The sequence below is a fragment of the Paucibacter sp. DJ2R-2 genome (assembly GCF_025717675.1).
Taxonomy (GTDB): Bacteria; Pseudomonadota; Gammaproteobacteria; order Burkholderiales; family Burkholderiaceae_C; genus Paucibacter_A.
In genome coordinates this window covers 18372-35482 of record NZ_JAJIRT010000017.1, presented here as the reverse complement: position 1 = coordinate 35482, position 17111 = coordinate 18372, and the positions used below count along the sequence as shown (strand labels likewise).

Sequence of the window (17111 nt, the reverse complement as noted above, 5' to 3'; positions counted from 1 at the left end):
CAGTGAAATGCCTCAGCGCCGATGATAGTGCGGGTTCCCGTGTGAAAGTAGGTCATCGTCAGGCTAATATTTAAGCAGCGCCCCCGGTTCGAAAGAATCGGGGGCGTTTTGCTTTGCAGGTTCGAAATTGCGTAAGGCGTTAGGTTTTGGCGGGCTCAGCTTGAGCTCGCATGCGCCCCCATGCGTTCAATGCGCCGGCGCAAGAAGTCTTCAGCCAGTCCAGGCTCTGGTTGTAGGCGCTGGCCGATGTAGAGCTCCTGGCGCCGTTCGGCGATTTGGCTTTGTAGGCGGTTGACCATCACGCTGAACGGGGCGAGTCCCATGGATTCGGCTCGTGTGATGGCCTGCCAGAGTTGATGCATCGGGTGGGCTTCCAAAGCCACTCTGTGGGCTTGAACCACACGTAAGCGGCCTTGTACGGCTGTCTCGCAGCGCGACAGCCAGTTGCGCAGGGCATCAGCGTTGCCGCCGGTGACTTTCACGGGATCTTCGCCGGCAGCTAGGAGTAGGGCTTCCAGTTGGGCGCGCCGTTCGGCTGCATAGGCCTCATTCACCGCCATCATGGCTTGCTCGCGGCGCTGGCGTTCTTGTTCGGTGTCCGCGAAATCGGGATGCAGGCGCATGGCTGCGCGTCGATACAGGGTTTTCAGACTTGGTGGCGGTAGGTCGACCAGTCCGTCTGCCGGTTCGGGCGGGAGCGGTGCGGTGGCCGGGAGAAATGGAATCGTGGGCAACGCGGTGGCTTGAGGCGCGCAGGGCGTCCGCGCGGATATCCCATTTCGGCGAAGGGCTTCGGCTAGGTATTGGGTGGCGGTGTGCAACTGGGACTCGAGGGCGTCGAGTTCGAGATAGGCGCTGCCCAGGGTTTCGACATAACGATCGACAAATGCGCGCAGATTGCCGTGGAGCTCGTGAAACTCCTCCTCTTGGCTATGCAAGTAGCGCTGCAGATCTTGCAACTGCGCCCGACGGCGGGCCAAGCCATGCCTTGAAAGCGCTGAGTTGTTCATGGCAAGAGTGTGAGGTGGTCGGGCTGTCAAACGGGTCTATTGTGGCTTGAGCTTCCAGGCCGTAAATGCAAAAACAGCCCCGGCCGGGGCTGTTTTATCTCGGGGCTAACCCGTGCTCGGTGTTCCTGGTCGCTGCGGCAACCCGCCGCGCGCTGCGTGCGTCAAGGGGCTGATGCTGGCGCGCTGGCGGCTGGCGTTTCCCTTGCAATCGCGGACGACGTTAGCGGCGCTGGTTGAAGTGTTGCCCAGGCTGCCACGGGCGTTGCGCTGTGCGCTGAGGCAGGGTTGCTGGTCGGCAGCGGCAGCAGGGGCACGATCAGCAATGCCACGATGTTGATGATCTTGATCAGCGGGTTGACGGCAGGGCCGGCAGTGTCCTTGTACGGGTCGCCCACCGTGTCGCCAGTGACGGCCGCCTTGTGCGCTTCGGAGCCCTTGCCACCATGGTGGCCGTCTTCGATGTATTTCTTGGCGTTGTCCCAGGCGCCGCCGCCGGTGCACATGGAGATGGCGACAAAGAGGCCGGTGACGATGGTTCCCATCAGCAGGCCGCCCAGTGCGGCGGGGCCGAGCAGCAGACCGACCAGAACGGGCACGACCACGGGCAGCAGCGAGGGAACGATCATTTCCTTGATCGCTGCGGTGGTCAGCATGTCGACGGCGGTGCCGTATTCAGGCTTGCCGCTGCCATCCATGATGCCTTTGATGTCTCGGAACTGGCGACGTACTTCCACCACCACGGCGCCGGCTGCACGCCCAACGGCTTCCATGGCCATGGCGCCGAACAGGTATGGAATCAGTCCGCCGATGAAGAGGCCGACGATGACCTTGGGGTCACTGAGGTCGAAGCTGACGCTCAGGCCGCGGCTTTCCAGGGAGTGGGTGTAGTCCGCAAACAGCACGAGCGCGGCCAAACCAGCGGATCCGATTGCATAGCCTTTGGTGACTGCCTTGGTGGTGTTGCCCACGGCATCCAAGGGATCCGTCACATCGCGCACGCTGGCTGGCAGTTCTGCCATTTCGGCAATGCCGCCCGCGTTGTCGGTGATCGGGCCATAAGCATCCAGTGCAACCACAATGCCGGCCATGCTCAGCATGGAGGTGGCGGCAATGGCGATCCCGTAAAGGCCACCTAGCTGGTAGGCTGCCAGGATGGCGGCACAAACAAACAGCACGGGCCAGGCGGTGGAGCGCATCGACACCCCAAGGCCGGCAATGATGTTGGTGCCGTGGCCAGTCGTCGATGCTTGGGCAATGTGCTTGACGGGTGAGTACTGGGTGCCGGTGTAGAACTCGGTGATCCACACCAAGGCAGCCGTCAGTACGAGGCCCACAGCGCAAGCGCCGAACAAGCGCAGGCGGGTGCCGGCGCCCAGCGCGTCGTCGGGCATGACGGCGTTGGTGACAAAGTAGAAGGCGATCAGCGACAGCACACCGGCAACGGCCAATCCTTTGTAAAGAGCTGGCATGACATTCTTCATGCCCGGCGATGCTTTGACAAAGCTGCAGCCAATGATGGACGCGATGATGGACACGCCGCCCAGCAGCAGCGGGTACAGCACGGCTTGCATGGCTGCAGCTTTGACGACCAAGGCGCCAAGTGCCATGGTGGCGATCAAGGTGACGGCATAGGTCTCGAACAAATCGGCGGCCATGCCTGCGCAGTCGCCGACGTTGTCACCCACGTTGTCGGCAATGACGGCTGGGTTGCGAGGGTCGTCCTCGGGGATGCCGGCTTCGACCTTGCCCACCAGGTCTGCACCGACATCGGCACCCTTGGTGAAGATGCCGCCGCCGAGGCGGGCAAAGATGGAAATCAGGGAGGATCCGAAGGCAAAGCCCAGGAGGGGCTTGAGCGTGGTCGGGTCAACGTTTTCTCCGCCACTTAGGAACCAGAAAAACAGGCTGACGCCAAGCAAGCCCAGCCCAACCACCAGCATGCCGGTGATGGCGCCGCCCTTGAAGGCCACGTCCAACGCCGGGCCAATTCCTTTGGTGGCGGCCTGTGCAGTGCGTACATTGGCGCGAACGGACACATTCATGCCGATGAATCCGCAGGCTCCAGAGAGTACGGCGCCGAGTACAAAGCCGACGGCCGTGATGTTGTCGAGGAAGATCGCGATCAGGATGGTCAGAACGATGCCCACCACCGCGATCGTTTTGTACTGCCTTGCCAGATAGGCGGCGGCACCTTGTTGGATGGCGGATGCGATTTCCTGCATACGCGGGTTGCCCGCGTCCTGGCTCAGGATCCAGCTTCTTTGAATGAATCCATACAAGACTGCGGCAATTCCGCAGGCTAGCGCGAAGTACAGCGCCAATTGGGTCGTCATGAACGGGTCTCCTGTTGGTGTTACTGCCAAATCGGAATGCGCCTCGATGCCCCTACGCCAGACCTGCACGGTGGCGGCTCAGGTCGCTGCGTTTGATGCTACGGGATGGAGTTTGCGTAATGCAATCGAGTGCTCTGGGTGTTTACCCAGTGTTTGCGGGTAAACGATGCGCTGACGCCTAAGCCCAGCGGTGTGCCGCAGTCGCGGATGTTGCAGCTTGCGCCATCGCTGTCACGGCTGTGTAAGCGCAGCCCTTAGAATCCGGGTTTCCCCTCGCGTTAGATCAAGAGAATCATGAGCCTGCACAACGTCACACCCGGCGCCAAGGCGCCCGAACAGTTCAACGTCATCATCGAGATCCCGATGAACGCCGACCCGATCAAGTACGAGGTCGACAAGGAAACCGGCGCCATGTTCGTGGACCGTTTCATGACCACAGCCATGCACTATCCCTGCAACTACGGCTACATCCCGCAGACCCTGTCGGATGATGGTGACCCGGTTGATGTGCTGGTCGTGACGCCTTACCCGCTGACCCCGGGCGTGGTTGTGACATGCCGCGCCGTAGGCGTGCTGAAGATGGAAGACGAAGCAGGCGGCGATGCCAAGCTGCTGGCTGTGCCCATCGAGAAAATCCTGCCGATGTACACCCATTGGCAAACGCCCGAAGACGTGAACAAGATGCGCCTGAACGCCATTCAGCACTTCTTCGAGCATTACAAGGACCTGGAGCCCGGCAAGTGGGTCAAGGTGCAAGGCTGGGAAGGCCCGGAGGCCGCCAAGGCGGAGATCACCGCCGGCATCGAAAACTATGCCAAGGCCCAAGCCAAGGCCTGAGTTCGTACTCGCTGAGGCTTGGGCCTTGGCACCGGTGTGCTTATCTCACCGTCCCGAAAGCGCCCGCGCAGCAATGTGCCGGCGCTTTTTTCTTGGTCATTGGGGTGGCGCGCGCTGGACTGGGCTCAGCTGGGCTTGAAAGGCTGGTGCGACTCCAGCTCGTTGACATAGGCATGCATGGCCTGCCCCTCGCGCCCGAGGAACTCCGCCACCGCTTGACTGAAGTCCGGGTGCGCCAGCCAGTGGCTGGAGCCGGTGCTGACTGGCATCAGGCCCCGCGCCATCTTGTGCTCGCCCTGCGCGCCACCTTCGAAGCGCCGGTAGCCCTGCGCGATGCACCAACGCAGCGGTTGGTAATAGCAGGCTTCGAAGTGCAAGCAAGAGATGGGCTCGGTCGCGCCCCAGTAACGTCCATACGCCACGCGCTGCTCCGGGTCCAGCGCAATCAGCGAGGCGGCCACCGCTTGCCCCTCGCGTCGCGCGATGAACAGCAGCCAGTGGCCGGGCATGCGCTGGGCCATGAGTCGAAAGAAGTCCCGAGTCAAATAAGGTTGGCTGTGGTGGGCGCGGTAGGTCAGCTGGTAGCAGCGGTAGAAGAAATCCCAATCTGTTTCTTGAATCTCCTTGCCCTGGCGGGTTTCGAAGCTCACACCAGCCTCGCGCACTTTGCGCTGCTCTTGCTGGATCTTCTTGCGCTTCTCGCGCTGCAGTGAGGCGAGGAAGTCCTCAAAGTCGCGGTAGGGTGCTTCGAGGCGATTGCTCCAATGGAACTGCACGCCGCTGCGCGCCATCCAACCGCCCGCGCTCGCCGTGGCATGCTCCGCTTCGTTCGAGAACAGGATGTGAGCGGAGGACAGCGATTGTTGGCGAGCCAAAGTGAGCAGTGCATCCAGTAGTAACCGGCGCGCGAGCTCATCGGCGGCCAGCAGGCGGGCGCCTGGCACCGGGGTGAAGGGCACGGCCACCAGCAGCTTGGGGTAGTAGTCCAGTCCGTGGCGTTGGTAGGCGTCGGCCCAGGCCCAGTCGAACACGTATTCGCCGTAGGAATGGATCTTCAAATAGGCCGGGCATGCCGCCATCAAGCGCTCGCCCTGCCAGATGCTCAGGAACTGCGCCTGCCAGCCGGTGGCGGCCGTGGCGCTGCCTGATTCCTGCAGCGCTTGCAGGTATTCCAGTCGCATGAACGGCGTGGCTTCGGCCTGCGCGGCCAGCAAGGCATTCCATGCATCGAGAGGCAGCTCCTGCAGGTCGGAATGGACCCGGATGACATAATCGGCCGAGCTAGTTTTCATTTGTGTGAGGCCCATGTCCGTGAAAGTCGCGCTTGCGCAAATCAATGTCACCGTCGGTGATCTCGCGGGCAACGCCAAAAAGATTGTCGAATTCGCACGCCGCGCCTATGCGGCCGGCGCCCAGCTGCTGCTGACCCCCGAACTGAGTCTGTGCGGCTATCCGCCCGAAGACCTCTTGCTGCGGCCCGCCTTCATGCAGGCCTGCGAAGAGCAACTGCACTGGATCGCCCGCGAACTGGCCGATTGCTCGGGCTTGCATGTCGTCGTCGGCCATCCGCAGCAACGCATTGGCTCGGACGATCTTAGGTCCAAGAGCTGGGCCGTGCAGGCGCGCTTCAATGCAGCCTCAGTGCTGGCAGGGGGGCAGGTCTTGCGCAGCTATGCCAAGCGCGAGCTCCCCAACTACCAAGTTTTCGACGAACGGCGTTACTTCGTCTCAGGCCGGGATGCAGGTGAGGCGGCGCTGGTCTTTGAAGTCGGTGGCCTGCGTTTCGGCTTGAACATCTGCGAGGACGCCTGGTTCGCCGAACCCGCCCGCGCCGCCAAGGCGGCCGGCGCCCAAGTGCTGTGCGTGCTCAATGCCTCGCCCTTCCATCTGGGCAAGGTGGCCGAGCGCGAAGCGCGTATGGCTGAGCGTGTGGCCGATATTGGCCTGCCCTTGTTGTACGCCCATCTGGTGGGTGGGCAGGACGAGGTGGTGTTCGACGGCGCTTCTTTTGCGCTCGACGCCCAAGGCCAACTCGCTGCGCGCGCTGGCATGTTTCAAGAGGACCTGCTCCTGGTCGAATTGGATGCTGAGGGCTGCGTGCAGGGTCAGGTCTTGCCTCTGCCGGAGCTGGAGGCCCAAGCCTGGGGCGCGCTGGTCATCGGCGTGCGCGACTACATCGGCAAGAACGGCTTCCCGGGGGCCTTGATCGGCCTGTCCGGCGGCATCGATTCGGCCCTGGTGTTGGCCATTGCTGTCGATGCCTTGGGTGCCGACAAGGTGCGTACGGTGATGATGCCTTCGCCCTACACGGCGGATATTTCCTGGATCGACGCCCGCGACATGGCGGAGCGCCTGGGTGTGCGCTACGACGAAAAATCCATCGTGCCCATGTTCGAGGCCTTCAACGCCAGCCTGGCTGAGGAGTTCCAGGGCTTGCCGCTGGACGCGACCGAGGAAAACATCCAGGCCCGCATCCGCGGCACCTTGCTGATGGCGCTGTCCAACAAGTTCGGCTCCATCGTGCTGACCACCGGCAACAAGAGCGAAATGGCGACCGGCTACTGCACGTTGTACGGCGATATGGCTGGTGGCTTTGCCGTCATCAAGGATGTCGCCAAGACTTTGGTCTTCCGCCTTGCGCGCTGGCGTAACGAGCAGCCCACGCGGCGTGCCGATGGTACGGTCGGCCCCATCATCCCTGAACGCATCATCACCCGGCCGCCCTCGGCCGAGCTGCGCCCGGATCAGAAGGACCAGGACAGCCTGCCGCCCTATGAGGTGCTGGACGCCATCCTCGCCCGCTACATGGAAGAGGATCAGAGTCTGGCTGAGATCGTGGCCGCTGGCTTTGATCCGGCCGATGTCGAGCGTGTGACCCGGCTGATCAAGATCAACGAATACAAGCGCCGCCAGGCGCCCATTGGCATTCGCATCACCCATCGCGCTTTCGGGCGGGATTGGCGCTATCCGATTACCTCGAAGTTCCGTGCTTAAATCCTCAGGTCCCCATCTTTCCAGGAGCATCCGTCCATGAAGCAGATCACCGCCATCATCAAGCCATTCAAGCTGGACGAAGTCCGCGAATCGCTGGCCGAGGTGGGCGCATCGGGCTTGACCGTCACCGAAGTCAAGGGCTTTGGCCGCCAGAAGGGCCATACCGAGCTTTACCGCGGTGCCGAGTATGTGGTGGACTTCCTGCCCAAGGTGAAGGTGGAGGTGGTGGTCAAGGATGAGGACGTCGAGCGCTGCATCGACGCCATCCTGAAGGCGGCCAAGACCGGCAAGATCGGCGACGGCAAGATCTTTGTCACTCCGGTCGAGCAGGTGGTGCGCATCCGCACCGGCGAGACCGACGAAGCTGCGGTCTGAGTTTTCGCCTCATTGGCTCGCGCCGCTGCCGCCTTGAGGCGCGCGGCCGCGCTGGCTTAGACCATGAAGCGCTGCCACAGCGCCGCGCCCCAAACGCCGACGCACAGCAGCAGGGCCAGGAGCACCGCAGCGCTGGCCAAATCCTTGGCCCGCTTGGATAGATCGTGAATCTCGAAGGACACGCGATCAATCGCGGCCTCGATGCCTGAGTTCAGCAGCTCGACGATCAGCACCAGCAAGAGCGAGCCCAGCAGCAGGGACACCTGCACCCAACCCTCGCCCAGCCAGAATGCCGCCGGTGTGGCCAGGATCAGCAGCCAAACTTCCTGGCGAAACGCACTTTCTTCCGTGTAGGCCGCCTTCAGGCCGGACATGGAGTAGCCGGCCGCGTGAATGATGCGGTCGATGCCTGTTCGGCCCTTGTGCGGGTTGCTCATCTCGGAGTGCTCACTTGGATTGCTTCGGAATCTGGGTGACCAATTGGGTGCGGCCAATCACATCATGCAGGAACTGCCCCCCTGGCAAAACTCGGCTCAACGCCGCATAGCCCAGCAGGCCGAGCAGGCCGACCACGCTGATGGCGCCAAAGCCAAGGCCGTGCTGGCGCATCTGCAACGCAGCCATCACCGGCAGCAGCCACCAGGCGAAGCTCAGGACATAGCGCAGCATGGCCTGTGCCACGCCCAAAGGCTGGCCATCGAGGCGCAGGACGCGGATGTGCCAGGTCTTCATCGGCAAGGTTTGGCCGCTGCGGCTCCAGAAGTAGACGAAATAGGCGCCGAAGCTGCAAGCCAAGGCCAACATCAGGCCGTTGCGGTGCTCGAGCGCGTGGCGCTGTTGTGCCAGGGGCGAATACACCAGACCGGTCGCCATAGCCACCGCGAACAGCAGGATGCCCTCGTACATGAAAGCGGCGAGGCGTCGCACCAAGCCAGGCGCCCGCGGCTGCGCGGGTGTCAGGGAATCAGAGTCGCTCATGAATCAGGAGGCGGAGGCGGCTGGGTTTGCGGAGCCCGGGGCGGGCGAGCTCGCAGCCGGTTGTCGTTTGGGCAGCAGGGTTTTGCTGTCGACCAGATTGGGGTCGGCCCACACCTTGGTCTGGCCGGCCTGCTGGTGGCTCGGGCGCAACGCCATTTGTGTGATCAGCACGGTGCTGACGCCCGGCTTGGCTTGAAGCAGGGACGGTGCGACCGGCTTGGCCGGCAGGTTCTTGGTCAGGGCCGGCACCAGGTTGGACTTGCTCTGACTTTCGATCGCCGCCGCTGTCGGTACGCCGACCTTCTTCGGGGCTTGTTTCTTGGCGGCCTTGTCGGCCAACTGCTGGCGTTTTTCTGGGGGCAGGGCTTGGTAGGCCTCCCATTTGGCTTGGCGGTCGCCCGAGTTCAGCTGCTGGGCGGCGGCCTGGAATCCGATTCGCGCTTGCTGGCGCTCCACAGCGCTGAGGCGCGTCCAGTCGCGCATGCGCTCTTGCATGCGCGCTTGCTCTTCCGCTGGCAGGGCCGGGAAGCGCTGGGCCACTTCCAGCCATTTGCTTCTGCGCCCGGCGTCTAGCCCGTCCCAATCGCGCTCCAGCGGGGCGAGGATTCTCTTTTGCGTCGCACTCAGGCCTTGCCAGGCTGGCGGAAGCAAAGCCGTGCCCGCCCCCAGAGTGGGGGTCGGGGCTCGCTTTGCCGCAGAAGCGGCTTGGGCCGAGGGCTGGGCTTTCGGTGAAGGCGTAGCGCTGGCCGCAGGCAGAGCTTGCAGCGGCGCGCTCGCAGCTTCGGCTGCAGGCGCCTGCGCGAGCACGGTCGATGTGCCGAAGCTCAGCAGGGCCGCCGCGGCAAAGCCGCGGCAAAGCAGGGCAAGCTCATGCCGACTGGCCGCGCCTTTCAGGGAAACCAAGGTGCGCATCCGTCAGTCTTGCTCGTCGCTCAGGAATTCAGAGAAGCCCGGGTCGCTGTAGGCCGAGGGCGGCAAGTTGTCAGCCAGCAAGGCCGTGTCCACTTCGGCCGCAGCCAGGATCTGCTCGTAGAACTGGCCGTGCTGAATCAGCGCCAGGCCCAGCACCAGCATGCACAGCGGCATCAGCGAGGCGAACTTCAGCCAGCGCGGGGATCCCGTGCCTCCAAACAGGGCCAAGGTGGCGCCAGAGCGCACCACGCGGGTGCTGGGGGCGAGCTCGGTTTGGGCGGCGCGGGCGCTGCGGGCTTTGAGCAAGGCCTGCTCGCGGGCGAAGCGCAGGCGCTCGGAGACATCGGCTGGCAAGGCTTGGTTGCGTTCGCTCAGGCCGGCGGCCACGCGCAGGCCGAAACGTGCCACGCGGGCGTCCAGCTCTTGCGCAAACTGTGAGTGCTTCGACGTGTTCATAGTGTGATTCCCTTGGCCTTCAGCGATTTTGCCAATGCATGCGTGGCACGGGAGCAGTGAGTTTTAACACTGCCTTCCGAGCAACCCATGACGCTGGCGGTCTCCGCGACATCCAGTTCCTCCCAGTAACGCAACAGGAAGGCTTCTCGTTGACGCGCGGGCAGCTCCGCCACTTCCGCATCAATGACTTGCAAGATCTGGGCCCGTGAGACCTCATCCGCGGCGCTCAATGCGCCCATGGCTCCGTCTTGGCCTTCCAGCATTTCCAACAGGTCAAAGTCGCCGTCTTCGCCGCCGCCTTCGAAGTCCGACATGTTCTGCATCACCCCATTGCGCACCTTTTTGCGCCGGAAGTAATCCATGGTGGCGTTGGACAGGATGCGCTGGAACAGCAGCGGCAGTTCGGCCGCCGGGCGGTCGAAGTACTTCTCGGCCAGGCGGATCATGGCGTCTTGCACGATGTCCAGCGCGGCATCGTCGTCACGCACCATGTAGGCGGTGCGCTTGAACGCGCGTTGGTCGACGCTGCGCAGGAAATCGTTGAGTTCTTTGTCGGTGGCCAAGGAGGAGGAGGGCGGCAAGCCCGGACTGGCAAAACAGCGCGAAGTATCGCATTGCGTGGCGCTATAGCGCCGGTCTAGGCAGGCAAGTCGACGGAGGCGCTCCCAAGTCGGTGCATAATGCTGCTTCGCACAATGAAGTCACTGGTCTCAGACTGGCTTGCCCGACCCGGGTGCCAAGTTTTTTGATCGCGCAGGTTCCGAGTCCACCTCACAAGGGTGCGAGAAGGGACACCGATGGTTTTTCGTTAGAGAAATTCACAAAGGTTCGAAATGGACATGTCTAGCGCGGAAGTCAAGCGCGTTGCGGCCTCGGATGGTCGTGCGCAGCCTCACTCCTCAAATCCCTCTCCCTCCTCGTCGGACCTCAATGGTTCCGAGATCCTGGTTCGCTGCCTGCAGGCCGAAGGTGTTCAATTCCTTTGGGGCTATCCCGGCGGCGCGGTGCTGTACATCTACGACGCACTGTACAAACAGGAAACCATCCAACACGTTCTGGTTCGCCATGAGCAGGCTGCTGTGCATGCTGCAGACGGCTATGCCCGCGCCACCGGCGATGTCGGCGTCGCCCTGGTGACCTCGGGTCCGGGTGTGACCAATGCCATCACCGGCATTGCCACCGCCTATATGGACTCGATCCCCATGGTGATCGTGACCGGCCAAGTGCCCACGCCGGCCATTGGCCTGGACGCCTTCCAGGAATGCGACACCGTCGGCATCACCCGGCCCATCGTCAAGCACAACTTCCTGGTCAAGGATGTGCGCGATCTGGCCATGACGATGAAGAAGGCCTTCCACATCGCCCGCACAGGCCGGCCTGGCCCGGTGGTGGTGGACATCCCCAAGGATGTCTCCATGGCCAAGCTGGGCGCTGCTTTCGAGTACCCCAAGCATGTGGAGATGCGCTCCTACAACCCGGCGCGCAAGGGGCACTCGGGCCAGATCCGCAAGGCGGTGCAGCTCTTGCTGCAGGCCAAGCGTCCCTACATCTATTCGGGTGGCGGCGTCATTCTGGGCGAGTCCTCGGCCGAGCTGCGTGAGCTGGTCAATCTGCTGGGCTACCCCTGCACCAACACCTTGATGGGCCTGGGCGCTATCCCCGCCAGCGACCCCAAATTCCTGGGCATGCTGGGCATGCACGGCACGTACGAAGCCAATATGACCATGCAGCACTGCGATGTGCTGCTGGCCGTGGGCGCGCGTTTCGATGACCGGGTGATCGGCAACCCCAAGCACTTCGCCCAGGTCGAGCGCAAGATCATCCATGTGGACATCGACCCGTCTTCGATCTCCAAGCGGGTGCGTGTGGACATCCCCATCGTCGGTGACGTCAAGGATGTGCTGCAAGAGCTGATCTTCCAGATCAAGGAGGCGCAGGCCAAGCCTGATTCCGCCTCCATCAATGCCTGGTGGAGCCAGATCAATGAATGGCGTCGACGCGATTGCCTGGTCTACAAGCCGTCCACCGAAGTCATCAAACCGCAGATGGTGGTTGAGACCTTGTGGAATCTGACCAAGGACCGTGACGCCTACATCACCTCCGATGTGGGCCAGCATCAGATGTGGGCGGCTCAGTACTACCGCTTCGAAGAACCGCGCCGCTGGATCAACTCCGGCGGCCTCGGCACCATGGGCGTGGGCCTGCCCTACGCCATGGGCATCAAGCTGGCCAAGCCGGAGTCGGACGTGTTCTGCGTCACCGGCGAGGGCAGCATTCAGATGTGCATCCAGGAGCTGTCGACCTGCCAGCAGTACAAGACGCCGGTCAAGATCGTCGCCTTGAACAACCGCTACCTCGGCATGGTGCGTCAGTGGCAGGAGCTCGACTACGGCAAGCGCTACTCCCACAGCTATATGGAAGCGCTGCCCGATTTCGTCAAGCTGGCCGAGGCCTACGGCCATGTCGGCCTGCTGGTCGAAAAGCCTGGTGATGTCGAAGGCGCGCTGCGCGAAGCCATGCGCTTGAAGGATCGCACGGTCTTTCTCGACATCCGCACCGATCCGACCGAGAACGTCTGGCCCATGGTCCAGGCGGGCAAGGGTATTTCGGAAATGCGCCTGGGATCCGAGGACCTGTGAGTGCTTGAGGGCAGGGCCTGGGCGCCAGCGTTACCGCGCTGATGTCAAAGGCCTCGCCCGCAGCACTCCGCCCAAGCCTCGCACCTGTTTCCATCCATCGAAGAGCGTGGCCAAGAGCCGTCGGTTACCGCCGCCGGTTTGAAGAGCGCGAAGGACGAGACCACACCCATGAAACACATCATTGCACTGCTCATCGAGAACGAGCCGGGCGCGCTGTCGCGCGTCGTCGCCTTGTTCTCTGCCCGTGGCTACAACATTGAGAGCCTGACCGTGGCGCCGACCGAGGATGCCTCGCTGTCGCGCATGACCATCGTCACCACCGGTTCGGACGAGGTGATCGAGCAGATCACCAAGCACCTGAACCGCCTGATCGAAGTGGTCAAGGTCGTGGACCTGACCGAAGGCAATTACACCGAGCGCGAACTCATGCTCATCAAGGTGCGCGCGGTCGGCAAGGAGCGCGAAGAGATGAAGCGGACCGCCGACATCTTCCGCGGCCGCATCATCGATGTGACCGAGAAGACCTACACCATCGAGCTGACCGGCGACGCCAGCAAGCTCGATGCCTTCATCGGTGCGATCGACCGCGCGTCCATCCTGGAAACGGTGCGCACCGGCACCAGCGGCATCGGCCGCGGCGAGCGCATTCTGCGCCTCTGATGACGCCCCATTTCATCAGACCCTTCTGGCAGTACCCACCCCTCTTTTTTCGACCGATTCACTGAATTTTTCTGGAGACCGACATGAACGTTTTTTATGACAAGGACGCCGACCTCAGCCTCATCAAGGGCAAGAACGTCACCATCATCGGCTACGGCTCACAAGGCCATGCCCATGCGCAAAACCTGAACGACAGCGGCGTCAAGGTCACCGTCGGTCTGCGCCGCAGCGGCGCGTCCTGGGCCAAGGCCGAGAACGCCGGCCTGAAGGTGGCCGAAATCGCCGAGGCCGTGAAGGCTGCCGATGTGGTCATGATCCTGCTGCCTGACGAGCAGATCGCCGAGGTCTACAAGAACGAGGTCGAGCCCAATATCAAGCCCGGCGCTTCGCTGGCCTTCGCTCACGGCTTCAATGTGCACTACGGTCAGGTCACGCCGCGCGCTGATCTGGACGTCTGGATGGTTGCGCCCAAGGCCCCTGGCCACACCGTGCGCGGCACCTACACCCAGGGTGGCGGCGTGCCCCACCTGATCGCTGTCTACGCCGACAAGACCGGCCGCGCCCGCGATCTGGCCTTGAGCTATGCCTCCGCCAACGGTGGCGGCAAGGCCGGCATCATCGAGACCAACTTCCGCGAAGAGACCGAGACCGATCTGTTCGGTGAACAAGCCGTGCTGTGCGGCGGTGCCGTGGAGCTGATCAAGGCGGGCTTTGAAACCCTGACCGAAGCCGGCTACGCGCCCGAGATGGCCTACTTCGAGTGCCTGCACGAGCTGAAGCTGATCGTCGACCTGATTTATGAAGGCGGTATCGCCAACATGAACTACTCGATCTCCAACAACGCCGAGTACGGCGAGTACGTGACCGGCCCGCGCGTGGTGACCGAGGCGACCAAGAACGCCATGCGTCAGTGCCTGAAGGACATCCAGACTGGTGAATACGCCAAGAGCTTCATCCTGGAAAACAAGGCCGGCGCACCGACCCTGCTGAGCCGTCGCCGCCTGACCGCCGAGCATCCGATCGAGCAAGTGGGCGAGAAGCTGCGCGCCATGATGCCTTGGATCAAGAAGAACCGCCTGGTCGATCAGAGCAAGAACTGAGTGAGGACCGAGTCGAGCGCCTGCGCGCTCGACGACGCCTCACGAAGGCCGGGCCGCATGCTTGCGGCCAGGCTGAGGCGTGAAGCTTCTCAAAGCCGCGACCTGTTCGCGGCTTTTTTGCCTCCGGCCCCTGTTGTATCCTTGCGCCCCATGACCGATCCCAAGAATCCCATGCCCGCGGCCTTGCCCGACGATGACGACATCGAGGTGCACGAGCCGGTGCGTCCGCGCCGCAAGGGCATCTACATCCTGCCCAATCTCTTCACTCTGGCGGCCTTGTTCAGTGGCTTCTACGCCATCGTCATGGCGATGAATGGGCGCTTCGAGCAATCGGCCTACGGCATTTTTTCGGCCATGGTGCTGGACAGCCTGGACGGCCGTGTGGCGCGCATGACCAACACGCAAAGCACCTTCGGCGAGCAGATGGACAGCCTCTCCGACATGGTGTCCTTCGGCGCTGCGCCGGCGCTGATCCTCTACATCTGGGCTCTGTCCGGCCTGGGTAAGTGGGGCTGGTTTGCGGCTTTCGTCTATATGGCCGGTGCAGCTTTGCGTCTGGCGCGCTTCAACACCAATATCGCGGTTGTCGACAAGCGCTTCTTCCAGGGCGTGCCCAGCCCGGCGGCGGCAGCCTTGGTCATGGGTCTGGTCTGGGTGATGGATGACGCCGGCTACAAGGCCATTCACAGCACGCCCTCCCTGGCCTGGGTGGCCTTTGGCTTCACGCTCTATGCCGGCCTGACCATGGTGACCAATGCGCCTTTCTACAGCTTCAAGGACGTCAGCTTCAAGCGTTCGGTGCCCTTCATTGTCATCGTCGCGATTGCGCTCGGGATTGCCGTTATCAATATTGACCCGCCGCGCGTGCTGTTCGGCTTGTTCTGCGTCTATGGCCTCTCGGGCTATGTGGTGTATGGCTACAAGCGCATGAAAGGCAAGCCGGTCAGCGTGATCGCCACGTCGACGGACGAGCCCGATGAAAAGGGCTTGCACGACTGAGTCGGCCCGGTTTCGCGTGCTATATTGCAAGCCATGTTGAAGAAGACCGCATTCGCGCTGCTGCTACTAGCCATCGAGCCTCGGGCCCGCTGATCGCGCACGTCTTCACAGAACAGTTTTCGCACATCACACCGGCCCGCCTAGCTTCTGCTTCGCGGGCCGTTTTGTTTTTCGCAGTTCGTTTTCTTTCATCAACCCAAGCCACATGGAGACCCTCATGGCTGACCAGCTGATCATCTTCGACACCACCCTGCGCGACGGCGAGCAATCGCCCGGCGCTTCGATGACGAAGGACGAGAAGCTACGCATTGCGCGTCAGCTTGAGCGTCTGCGGGTGGACGTGATCGAGGCCGGCTTTGCGGCTTCGTCCAATGGTGATTTCGAGGCCGTCAAGGCGATTGCGGATGCCGTGCGTGAGAGCACCATTTGCTCCCTGGCTCGCGCCAATGACCGCGACATCGCTCGCGCCGCCGAGGCGCTGAAGGGTGCGGCGCGCTCGCGCATTCACACCTTCATCGCCACCAGCGAGCTCCATATGGAGAAGAAGCTGCGCATGACGCGCGAGCAGGTGCTGGAGCAGGCGATTCAGGCGGTGCGTTTCGCCCGGAATGTCACCGATGACGTCGAGTTCTCGCCGGAAGATGGCTACCGCTCCGACCCTGACTTCTTGGCCCGGGTGGTCGAGGCGGTCATCAAGGAAGGGGCGCGCACGATCAACATTCCGGACACCGTGGGCTATGCCATCCCGGAGCTCTACGGCAACTTCATCAAGGCTCTGCGCGAGCGCGTGCCCAACTCGGATCAGGCGATCTGGTCCGTGCATTGCCACAACGACCTGGGCATGGCGGTGGCCAACTCCTTGGCCGGCGTGAAGATCGGTGGCGCGCGCCAGATCGAGTGCACCATCAATGGCCTGGGCGAGCGGGCTGGCAATTGCTCGCTGGAAGAGGTGGTGATGGCGGTCAAGACCCGCCGCGACTACTTCGGACTGGACTGCAATATCGACGCCAGCCATATCGTCGCCGCCTCGCGCCTGGTCTCGCAGACCACCGGTTTCGTGGTCCAGCCCAACAAGGCCGTGGTCGGTGCCAATGCCTTCGCGCATGCCTCTGGCATCCATCAGGACGGCGTGCTCAAGGCGCGTGACACCTATGAAATCATGCGCGCCGAGGATGTGGGTTGGAGCGCCAACAAAATCGTTCTGGGCAAGCTCAGCGGCCGCAATGCCTTCAAGCAGCGCCTGCAAGAGTTGGGCATTTCGCTCGAGTCCGAGGCAGAAGTCAATGCCGCCTTCGTGCGCTTCAAGGACCTGGCCGACCGCAAGAATGAGATCTTCGACGAAGACATCATCGCCCTGGTGATGGACGAGTCGGTCACCTCCGAGCACGAGCATTACCGATTGGTGGCCATGTCCCAGCGCTCGGAGATGGGCGAGAAGCCGCACGCCAGCGTGGTGTTCTCTGCCGGCGCACAAGAGCATCGCGCCGAGAGCGATGGCAATGGCCCTGTCGACGCAGTGCTGCGCGCCATCGAATCCCAGGTTCAAAGTGGCGCCGAGATGGTGCTCTATTCGGTCAATGCGATCACCAGCGGAAGCACAGAATCACAAGGCGAGGTGACTGTGCGCCTGCAACATGCCGGGCGGGTGGTCAACGGCGTCGGGGCCGATCCCGATATCGTCGTGGCCTCGGCCAAGGCATATTTGAGTGCGCTGAACAAGCTGCAGAGCAAGACCGAGCGGGTGGCCGCGCAGGGTTGAGCGGGCATACCAGGCCCGTGGCCCCGGGTCTGGTTCCCGTTTTTCGGTGGCATCCAAGT

General features: G+C 62.7%; 16 protein-coding genes. 8 read left to right on the top strand and 8 right to left on the bottom strand.

Annotated elements, in window-relative coordinates:
• Positions 1-155: 155 nt before the first annotated feature.
• Together LNV28_RS24445 and LNV28_RS24440 are read right to left on the bottom strand one after the other, a co-directional pair.
• Positions 156-1010 (bottom strand): J domain-containing protein, encoded by an 855-nt coding sequence (locus LNV28_RS24445; protein WP_263520914.1) that lies wholly within the window; start codon positions 1008-1010, stop codon positions 156-158.
• Between the two features lie 161 nt (positions 1011-1171).
• Complete coding sequence (locus LNV28_RS24440; RefSeq protein WP_263520916.1) at positions 1172-3343, bottom strand: sodium-translocating pyrophosphatase; 2172 nt, start codon at positions 3341-3343, stop codon at positions 1172-1174.
• A 294-nt stretch (positions 3344-3637) separates the two neighbouring features.
• Between LNV28_RS24440 and ppa the strand changes: the two genes are divergently transcribed.
• Positions 3638-4180 carry an inorganic diphosphatase gene (ppa, locus tag LNV28_RS24435; protein ID WP_263520917.1) on the top strand — a complete coding sequence of 181 codons (543 nt, stop codon included), beginning with the start codon at positions 3638-3640 and terminating at the stop codon, positions 4178-4180.
• A gap of 125 nt (positions 4181-4305) precedes the next feature.
• Here ppa and LNV28_RS24430 read toward each other — a convergent pair whose 3' ends face one another.
• Entirely contained in the window at positions 4306-5472 is a 1167-nt protein-coding gene (locus LNV28_RS24430) for a GNAT family N-acetyltransferase (protein WP_263520920.1), read from the bottom strand.
• Between the two features lie 13 nt (positions 5473-5485).
• On the opposite strand from LNV28_RS24430, the gene LNV28_RS24425 reads away from it, so the two are divergent.
• Positions 5486-7174: an NAD+ synthase gene (locus tag LNV28_RS24425; RefSeq protein WP_263520921.1), complete on the top strand. Its 1689-nt coding sequence runs from the start codon at positions 5486-5488 to the stop codon at positions 7172-7174.
• A 36-nt stretch (positions 7175-7210) separates the two neighbouring features.
• The gene (locus tag LNV28_RS24420) at positions 7211-7549 is read left to right on the top strand and encodes a P-II family nitrogen regulator (protein ID WP_102769755.1); all 339 of its coding nucleotides are present in this window, start codon (positions 7211-7213) and stop codon (positions 7547-7549) included.
• A 56-nt stretch (positions 7550-7605) separates the two neighbouring features.
• Here LNV28_RS24420 and LNV28_RS24415 read toward each other — a convergent pair whose 3' ends face one another.
• The 5 genes from LNV28_RS24415 to LNV28_RS24395 are packed head-to-tail and all read right to left on the bottom strand — an operon-like array spanning position 7606 to position 10458.
• A complete protein-coding gene (locus tag LNV28_RS24415; RefSeq protein ID WP_263520925.1) occupies positions 7606-7986 on the bottom strand; it encodes a diacylglycerol kinase in 381 nt (126 codons plus the stop codon).
• A gap of 10 nt (positions 7987-7996) precedes the next feature.
• Positions 7997-8527, bottom strand: coding sequence for an RDD family protein (locus tag LNV28_RS24410; protein WP_263520927.1), 531 nt, complete (start codon positions 8525-8527; stop codon positions 7997-7999).
• Between the two features lie 3 nt (positions 8528-8530).
• Entirely contained in the window at positions 8531-9430 is a 900-nt protein-coding gene (locus tag LNV28_RS24405; RefSeq protein ID WP_263520929.1) for a DUF3106 domain-containing protein, read from the bottom strand.
• 12 nt (positions 9431-9442) lie between these two features.
• Entirely contained in the window at positions 9443-9895 is a 453-nt protein-coding gene (locus tag LNV28_RS24400; RefSeq protein WP_263520931.1) for a DUF3619 family protein, read from the bottom strand.
• Positions 9892-10458, bottom strand: coding sequence for an RNA polymerase sigma factor (locus tag LNV28_RS24395; RefSeq protein WP_263520932.1), 567 nt, complete (start codon positions 10456-10458; stop codon positions 9892-9894). The genes LNV28_RS24400 and LNV28_RS24395 overlap by 4 nt, the downstream gene beginning before the upstream one ends.
• Positions 10459-10728: 270 nt before the next feature.
• Between LNV28_RS24395 and LNV28_RS24390 the strand changes: the two genes are divergently transcribed.
• The 5 genes from LNV28_RS24390 to LNV28_RS24370 all read left to right on the top strand — a co-directional run bounded on the left by LNV28_RS24390 (position 10729) and on the right by LNV28_RS24370 (position 17052).
• Positions 10729-12534 carry an acetolactate synthase 3 catalytic subunit gene (locus tag LNV28_RS24390; protein WP_263520934.1) on the top strand — a complete coding sequence of 602 codons (1806 nt, stop codon included), beginning with the start codon at positions 10729-10731 and terminating at the stop codon, positions 12532-12534.
• Positions 12535-12702: 168 nt separating this feature from the next.
• Positions 12703-13194 carry an acetolactate synthase small subunit gene (gene ilvN, locus LNV28_RS24385; protein WP_102769762.1) on the top strand — a complete coding sequence of 164 codons (492 nt, stop codon included), beginning with the start codon at positions 12703-12705 and terminating at the stop codon, positions 13192-13194.
• A gap of 83 nt (positions 13195-13277) precedes the next feature.
• The gene (gene ilvC / locus LNV28_RS24380; protein WP_263520937.1) at positions 13278-14294 is read left to right on the top strand and encodes a ketol-acid reductoisomerase; all 1017 of its coding nucleotides are present in this window, start codon (positions 13278-13280) and stop codon (positions 14292-14294) included.
• Positions 14295-14465: 171 nt separating this feature from the next.
• Positions 14466-15293, top strand: a complete 828-nt coding sequence (gene pssA, locus LNV28_RS24375) for a CDP-diacylglycerol--serine O-phosphatidyltransferase (RefSeq protein ID WP_263520964.1) — start codon at positions 14466-14468, stop codon at positions 15291-15293.
• Positions 15294-15510: 217 nt separating this feature from the next.
• Positions 15511-17052, top strand: coding sequence for a 2-isopropylmalate synthase (locus LNV28_RS24370; protein ID WP_263520939.1), 1542 nt, complete (start codon positions 15511-15513; stop codon positions 17050-17052).
• Positions 17053-17111: the final 59 nt, after the last annotated feature.

Bases quoted from the DNA above. Each gene is read 5' to 3' on its own strand.
- pssA (WP_263520964.1), top strand. From the start codon at position 14,466: ATGCCCGCGGCCTTGCCCGACGATGACGACATCGAGGTGCACGAGCCG.
- ilvN (WP_102769762.1), top strand. From the start codon at position 12,703: ATGAAACACATCATTGCACTGCTCATCGAGAACGAGCCGGGCGCGCTG.
- LNV28_RS24370 (WP_263520939.1), top strand. From the start codon at position 15,511: ATGGCTGACCAGCTGATCATCTTCGACACCACCCTGCGCGACGGCGAG.
- LNV28_RS24415 (WP_263520925.1), bottom strand. From the start codon at position 7,986: ATGAGCAACCCGCACAAGGGCCGAACAGGCATCGACCGCATCATTCAC.
- LNV28_RS24420 (WP_102769755.1), top strand. From the start codon at position 7,211: ATGAAGCAGATCACCGCCATCATCAAGCCATTCAAGCTGGACGAAGTC.
- ilvC (WP_263520937.1), top strand. From the start codon at position 13,278: ATGAACGTTTTTTATGACAAGGACGCCGACCTCAGCCTCATCAAGGGC.
- LNV28_RS24430 (WP_263520920.1), bottom strand. From the start codon at position 5,472: ATGAAAACTAGCTCGGCCGATTATGTCATCCGGGTCCATTCCGACCTG.
- LNV28_RS24400 (WP_263520931.1), bottom strand. From the start codon at position 9,895: ATGAACACGTCGAAGCACTCACAGTTTGCGCAAGAGCTGGACGCCCGC.
- LNV28_RS24445 (WP_263520914.1), bottom strand. From the start codon at position 1,010: ATGAACAACTCAGCGCTTTCAAGGCATGGCTTGGCCCGCCGTCGGGCG.
- LNV28_RS24390 (WP_263520934.1), top strand. From the start codon at position 10,729: ATGGACATGTCTAGCGCGGAAGTCAAGCGCGTTGCGGCCTCGGATGGT.
- ppa (WP_263520917.1), top strand. From the start codon at position 3,638: ATGAGCCTGCACAACGTCACACCCGGCGCCAAGGCGCCCGAACAGTTC.
- LNV28_RS24440 (WP_263520916.1), bottom strand. From the start codon at position 3,343: ATGACGACCCAATTGGCGCTGTACTTCGCGCTAGCCTGCGGAATTGCC.
- LNV28_RS24425 (WP_263520921.1), top strand. From the start codon at position 5,486: ATGTCCGTGAAAGTCGCGCTTGCGCAAATCAATGTCACCGTCGGTGAT.
- LNV28_RS24410 (WP_263520927.1), bottom strand. From the start codon at position 8,527: ATGAGCGACTCTGATTCCCTGACACCCGCGCAGCCGCGGGCGCCTGGC.